A 6,873-nucleotide genomic window follows, 5' to 3' on the forward strand; every position below is an offset into this window, starting at 1 on the left:
TATGGGTGTCCCAGAGGGGCTGATGACAGCTGCCGGTGATCGATATTGTTTGGCCATGTCACCGCGTGACAAAGAATTTCGTATCGAGGCTGCCTGGGACCGCAGTTTCCGTCGCGCAGGACGATCATTCATATCGAATTCGCGGTGCTGGCTGTGTCTGCTCATCCGGTCGCGCGACGGCGTATGTCCCTTCGGGGCGCTGTAGTCTCGGTCGGTCCGTCGTCTTGTCGTAGACCGGGACGAGTCGCACCGAAACGAAGCAGCCGATCGGCGGGACCGGCAGCCCGAGTGTTCGGGCAATGTCCTTGCATTCGCCGCGGTTGCCGAGCACGACGATGCCGTCAGGGGCTAGGGCGTGGCGCGCGTCGCGGCATCTTTTGAGCCCGTCCTTCTGCCTGGCGACGGTGACGGCGGCGGTGCGTTCGATCAGCTGGCCTTGGACTCGGCGTAGCAGTTCGTTGATCCGATTCTGCCCGGAGGTCGGAGCCATGATGGCCTCGACGTCCGACTTCGGGAGGGCCAACAGGAGGTTGCGTGGCAGGGGAACACGGCGCGCGAGCCAGACGATTCGCTCCTTCGCAGACGCGGTGATCGTCGTCTTCTGGTCCTTGTTGCGTCCTTGGTTGAGAATCTCCGAGGTAATCCGGACAAGCCCGACGTCAAAGATGCTCTTGCGATCGTATGCCGAGGTCAGAAGGCATAGGTGCCCCATCGCCTCAGTCGGGATCGACCACGCACCTCGCATCGAGAACTTCGAGTCAACGTCGTGCCCGGCGACGGCGAAGTCCATCTTTTTGCCCCGCGGCAGCTCGAAGGCAGCGCGGATCACGATCTCGACCTTGGTGCCCAGATAGGTCTTCTCGGTTTTCTCCATGAGGTCGATGTCGTAGCGGCCGGTGCGCTGGCCGTCCAACACCTCGTCGATCGATTGGCGCAGTATCGAACCGAACCGCTGCTCCAGGTCAGCGTGCTTGCGAAACCAGTTTGCGACGTCGATGAGGGCGGGGTCCTGCGCCTCGGTCGATAGTGCTGCCCTTGTGGGGGCTGCCTCGGCGGGGTTGAGCAGTGCGAGATCGTCGGACACTCGGCAACCGTATCCCGGCCATCACCCTTTCGGGGCAAAATTCAGGGTCTCGCGTCACCCAGGCAGGGCTTCGACCGCGCGAACAAGGTCGTCGAAGTCACGGAGTCGCTTCTGGCCGATGAGACGGTCGAACGTCTTTTTCGGTGACCACGTGTCCGGATTGCGGGCCGTCTGCGCTTCGAGGTCGACGGCCTTGGCCAGCGAGTCCAGGTCGAGGTGGTACACCCAGTCGACTGCGCCGGAACCGTCGGCAAGGATCCGCAGCATCGACGGCCGCGTCTCGGCCGTGATCACACCGAAGTGCGGCATGCGGCCTCTGCGCTGTGTCACCAACTTGTTGCCTTGGGACACGCAGTCCTGCGCGCGATCGGTCCGCAGCGACCACTTTGCCGACAGTGCGATCGCCAGTTCGGGCAGTTCGCCGTCAGGCTGGGGGACACCGACGACGACGTCGACCTTGAGCAGCGACTCTTCCGGCATCAGGCCGATCAGGCTGTCGACGAGCTGGAGGTTGGCGTCGATCCCGTCGCTGAGCTTCGCTGCGGTCCTAGCGAGTCGACGTCGGTCCGCGCCATCTGGAAGCCGGACGATCAATTCGGTCATTTCCGTCATCGAATCTGTGGACCGGTCGTACGACGCGCGGAAGTCCGGGAACACTTTCAGGTGTTGGTACTGGCTGAAGTCGGATGCCGCGCCCGAGTTCGTGATCTTTAGGTCGGGCCGGGCGATCTGAAGTCGCTCGATGATGTGGCGCTCGAAGGTCAGCCCGTCCTGATCGGGTCGTAAATGGCTGCGATCGACCCCGATGACATCGAGGAACCGTGCACCCAGTCGGACCGATTGGGTGTCGTGGGCGTCCGACATGTTGGGCTTGCCGTTGCTTTCACGGTAGCCGCATAGGTCTCGTGTGAAGGGTGCAGGCACGTCACTACTCTGCCGGCCGACTGCCGTGGAGTCATGGAGACTCGCGTTCCCGTCGCGTCTGGACGCGGCTCCACAGTCGGCCATGGACCGTAACCGAACCGTGCCCGCCGCGGGAATCCGGTCCGAGACACGTCGTGCCCCCTGGTCAGACGTGTCGTGGATGTCCGTCGAGGCTGGCATCAAGGCTATTACTCACGAGTTCCGTTGCTTGCGGCGCGTAATGGTTCTGTCCTGTTCCGCGATATTGACTTGGACGGCGAGACGTCGTCGGAGCGAACGGCCGGCCCGCAACAGACGGGGAGCACGGATGAGTACGTGGCATGAGCAGGTGGCGGTCAGTGGTGCGGTCGCTCTGCCGCCAGACCCGCGGGCGATGGAGGGACTCGGCAGGAACCATTCGCTCGAGACCGCTCTGGCCGATCTGGTCGACAACTCGATCGACGCGCAGGCGTCCGAAGTCCTGATTAGATTCGTCCGCCGCGCAGGGCGGCTGCGCGCTCTCTACATGGTCGACAACGGTCACGGGATGGGGCGGAACGAGATCGACACGGCCATGACGGTCGGCAGTCGCCGGGTGTACGGGCGCGCCGAGTTGGGCAGGTTCGGCATTGGTTTGAAGGCTGCTTCGTTCAGTCAGGCCCGTGCCGTCACTGTCGTCTCCAAGACGGTCAGCAGTTCGCCGGTGGGCCGGCGGTGGGTGCTTGGCGACGACCGGGAGAACTTCCAGTGCGACATCGTTTCCGAAGATTTCTGCTTCGACGAGTACGACCGGTCTTGGGGCATCGCCGAGAGTGGCAGCGGCACCGTCGTCCGGTGGGATGTCGTGAGTGGTTTCCCCACGACCGATGATCCAGCAAGGGTGGAGAAGTTCATCACCCAGGCCATCGCCAAGATCCGCAATCATCTCGGGCTGGTCCTGCACCGCATCATCGCAAGCGGGCGCATCGCGGTCACGGTCGACGTCGAAGACGTCGACAGCATCCATCCCGGCCCACGGTTTCCGGTTGCCGCGATCGATCCATTCGGTTATCTCCGCTCGGGACACGCCGACTACCCGAAGACACTTGCGGCGACCTCTCGCGGCCACAAAGTCGAATTCGCTTGTCACATCTGGCCGGGCCGTTCACATCTGCCCGAGTTCCGGCTCTCCGGGGCACCGGCGGATCATCAGGGCATCTACTTCTACCGCAACGACCGACTCCTGCAAGCCGGTGGTCAGTGGGGTGGTGTCCATCCCGACGAGCCCGCCCTGCAGCTGGCCAGGGTCGCGGTCGATATCGACGACGACATCCTGGGTCTCTTCCAGATGAACCCGGAGAAGTCCCGGGTGATCACGGGTCCTGACTTCACCGCTCTCGCCGAGAGTACGCGCGCGGGCGACGGCTCGGGCGTCGCGGACTATCTGCTGGACGCCCAGCAGGCTTATCGAAAGTCTCGTCAGCGCAGCCGCTCGCGCAAGCCGATGATCCCGCCAGGCAAAGGTTTCCCGCCGCGTTTGCGTAGCGTGATCGAGGAGGAAATCCCCGCGGTTCCCGGCCACGAAGGACTCAGCGTCAAATGGCGTCGATTCGAGAATGACTCGTTCTTCGACGTCGATCGCGCCACCGGGACCCTGTGGCTCAACCAGCAGTACCGCCCGACACCGACCGGCCAGAGGCATACGGTCAACGACACTCCGCTGCTGAAGGCATTGCTATACCTGCTGATCGAGGATGTTTTCGAAGGCGAACACCTCGGTCCCAAGGACAAGGACAACATCGAACTGTGGCAGGAAGTTCTGACCGTCGCGGCCAAAGACGAGGGTACCTCTTGATCGACGCGATCGACCGGCACCTCGACGCATCGACGTTCGAGCGCTATGTCGACATGGGCGTTCCCCTGGAGTTCGCTGTGGAGGGGCATCCACCTGTCCAGGTCTTCATCGATCCGGCAACTCCGGCGATCGGGATCCGAATTCCCGACGACGGCACCAGACCAGAAAGTAGACTGGAGCACCTTGTCGCGCGCAAGGTCTTCCGTGACGACGCCCAGTGGATCGAGGTCCTCATCACTCAACAGGAACTCTTTCTCGACGGATATCCACTGCTCTGTGCGATCATCGACCGGTTGCAGCTGCAGAACATGTGCACCGACGCGGCCGTCACCGAGACTTTGCGCGTCCTGGGAAGAATTCTGCAACGCATCGACGTGCTCACCGTAGAGATGGAGATCGGACTGCTCGGCGAGCTCCTCGTTCTCAGGACGCTGATCGATCCGCTCGGCGCGGGCACCGCTGTCGACGCGTGGTGTGGACCTCACGCCGAGGAGCACGACTTCGCCCTGGACGGGCTCGATCTCGAAGTCAAGAGCACTCAGAGCGAACGCCGCGCACATTGGATCTCATCGTGGACCCAACTCGACGAAAGTCCGGGATGTCCTTTGTGGCTGCTGTCATTGCAGCTGACACGGTCAGGTCCGACGGCGGGTCGGACGCTTCCCGGATACATCGAGCACGTTCGCGCCGCGGTCGGCCCAGGCGTGGCGTTGGACATGCTCGACCAGAAGCTGAACCGGACCGGATGGCGGAGTGCCATGGCACCGATCATGCATACCCGTTGGCTGCTCAGGTCCACGCCGACCGTCCACCGCGTCAGTGTCGGATTCCCACGCCTGACTCGAGCTGCCGCCGACACCGACGCCGTCGGTGTCGGCCGCATCACCGACCTGCGCTACCGGATAGACCTGACTGACATGCCATCCGCAGACGGGGTGCCAGCGCACCTCGAAGCGGCACTCGGACTGGAGATCTGACATGGACACGACTGCCGCAGAGGCCTACGTCGCCGCATTGGCGGCCATGGCGACGATGGGCAGGCCCAGGGATCTCAACGGCATGGCTTCCGGGCTCGAGCCCGACGTTGCGGTCGACGACGAACTTCTCCGCCGACATCTCGAAGACGCCGGACTCAACGATCCGCTGCGGTCTGCCCTGCGCACGTCCACGGCGCGATGGGACGCCGCCGTCGGACCGGCGTGGGCCGAAGGGACTGTACCCAACACGCTTGAACGCCGCGGCGTCATCACCCGTCAGCTCAAACTCGGCGATGCGACCGCTGCCGTCCTTAACTACAGATGTACGGTTGCAGGCATTCTCCTCCCGACGGTCATCGCACCTGAGTGGACCCAGTGGTACACCGAGGAGATCAAAGCACGACGCTCGTACTACTGGAAGAACTACGACGAATACTTGGAGAAACGGCGAGACTGGGACGCCGAGGCCAGGGCATCGCTCGACGTCGCCACCGACCGGGTGGTCGAACGGCTCACCGATCCCACCCAGGCCAAGGCGTACAAGGCGAAGGGTCTCGTCGTCGGCTATGTCCAGAGCGGGAAGACCGCCAACTTCACCGGAGTGCTGGCCAAGGCGATCGATGTGGGCTACCGCCTAGTGATCGTCCTGACCGGCACCACCGACCTGCTGCGCGCGCAGACTCAACGACGCCTCGACATGGAGCTGGTCGGTCGCGAGAACATTCTGGGAGGTGTCGACGAGAACGATCCCTTGGCGCTGGACGGACTCGACTACCAGGACGATCCGGACTGGATCGCCGATCGCTTCCTGCGCCACGGTTCCATGCCTCGCCTCGCGGGCAGACCCAACATCCACCGATTGACCACCCAGCGCGGCGACTACAAGAGCCTCCGCCAGGGGATCATCGCCCTGGACTTCCCCAAGCGCGATGAAGGAAAGCCGATCTACGACCCAGAGAATCTCTTCGACACCGGTGCCCGACTGGCGGTCGTGAAGAAGAACGCCGCCGTGCTGACCAAGCTGGTCGCCGACCTGCGGCGCAGCGCCGCGCGTATCGAAGACCTGCCGGTGTTGATCGTCGACGACGAGTCCGATCAGGCATCGGTGAACACCAGCAACCCGAAGAAGTGGAAGGAGGACCAGCGGACGCGCACGGCCATCAACAGACTCATCTCGCAGTTGTTGAAGATGCTCCCGCGGGCGCAGTACGTCGGCTACACCGCGACCCCGTTCGCGAACGTCTTCATCGACCCCAGCGACGTGGAGGATCTCTTCCCCACGGACTTTCTCATCTCGTTGCCGTCCGCACCCGGTTACATGGGGCCGAGCGACTTCCACGATGTCGACTCGATCATCCCCAACGAGGACCGGACCAATGCGAACTCGAACCAGAAGGCGCACGTCCGGCTGCTCCCGGTGGAACTGCAGGAGGATCATTGCGATCTTCGCGACGCGATGGATGCGTTCGTCCTCGCCGGCGCCGTCAAGTTGTATCGGGAGGTGAATGGGGGAGAGAAGTTCAAGCACCACACGATGTTGGTGCACGAGCACATGAAGACTGCGGTGCACCGCGAGCAGGCCGAGCGGATCAAGAAGCTTTGGAACGAATCCGGCTACTCCTCTCCGGCTGCCCAGCAACGCCTGCGAACGCTTTTCGAGCAGGACACCCTTCCTGTGATGCGCGCTCGGTCAAACGGCCAACCGATCCCACCCGACTACGACGCTCTGGCACGATATGTAGGGGAAGCGATCGCGAAAGTAGGCAGCACCGGCAACCCGGTGCTTGTGGTCAACTCGGACAAGATCGAGGGCGAAGCGCTCGACTTCGACCGCCAACCCGTCTGGCGAGTACTAGTACTACAGGGCTAGATCTCTAGCATCTGGAGGCGGAGGCGTCGTCTGAAGTGGCTTCTTCGTGCGTCTGCCTGGTGTCCGCGTCGCCAGGCAGACGCACGGAGGCCCTGGTCGATGACGTGATCGTCTTTGTCGATGAGGTTGAACAGGCGTCGGATCTCGGCGATCGAGAGCGCGACCAAGTGGCGGGCCCGGGTGGTCATGGTGTGCGGCTTGTCCA

Annotated in this window: 5 protein-coding genes; 3 read left to right on the forward strand and 2 right to left on the reverse strand. The window is 63.2% G+C overall.

Annotated elements, in window-relative coordinates; genetic code table 11:
- Positions 1–124: 124 nt before the first annotated feature.
- Together QMK34_RS31765 and QMK34_RS31770 are read right to left on the reverse strand one after the other, a co-directional pair.
- Entirely contained in the window at positions 125–1,084 is a 960-nt protein-coding gene (locus tag QMK34_RS31765) for a NaeI family type II restriction endonuclease (RefSeq protein WP_326418321.1), read from the reverse strand.
- Positions 1,085–1,138: 54 nt separating this feature from the next.
- The gene (locus QMK34_RS31770; RefSeq protein WP_326418322.1) at positions 1,139–2,008 is read right to left on the reverse strand and encodes an NgoMIV family type II restriction endonuclease; all 870 of its coding nucleotides are present in this window, start codon (positions 2,006–2,008) and stop codon (positions 1,139–1,141) included.
- Positions 2,009–2,315: 307 nt separating this feature from the next.
- Between QMK34_RS31770 and QMK34_RS31775 the strand changes: the two genes are divergently transcribed.
- From QMK34_RS31775 to QMK34_RS31785, 3 genes are read left to right on the forward strand one after another with little or no spacing between them, the layout of a single operon-like run.
- Positions 2,316–3,821 (forward strand): ATP-binding protein, encoded by a 1,506-nt coding sequence (locus QMK34_RS31775; RefSeq protein WP_326418323.1) that lies wholly within the window; start codon positions 2,316–2,318, stop codon positions 3,819–3,821.
- On the forward strand, positions 3,818–4,798 hold the full coding sequence (locus QMK34_RS31780) for a PD-(D/E)XK motif protein (RefSeq protein WP_326418324.1): 981 nt from the start codon (positions 3,818–3,820) through the stop codon (positions 4,796–4,798). Before QMK34_RS31775 ends, QMK34_RS31780 begins: the two co-directional genes overlap by 4 nt.
- A 1-nt stretch (position 4,799) precedes the next feature.
- Entirely contained in the window at positions 4,800–6,668 is a 1,869-nt protein-coding gene (locus QMK34_RS31785) for a Z1 domain-containing protein (protein WP_326418325.1), read from the forward strand.
- Positions 6,669–6,873: the final 205 nt, after the last annotated feature.

Origin of the sequence: Amycolatopsis sp. H20-H5, from assembly GCF_035828755.1 — a bacterium.
In the GTDB taxonomy this organism is placed as follows: domain Bacteria; phylum Actinomycetota; class Actinomycetes; order Mycobacteriales; family Pseudonocardiaceae; genus Amycolatopsis.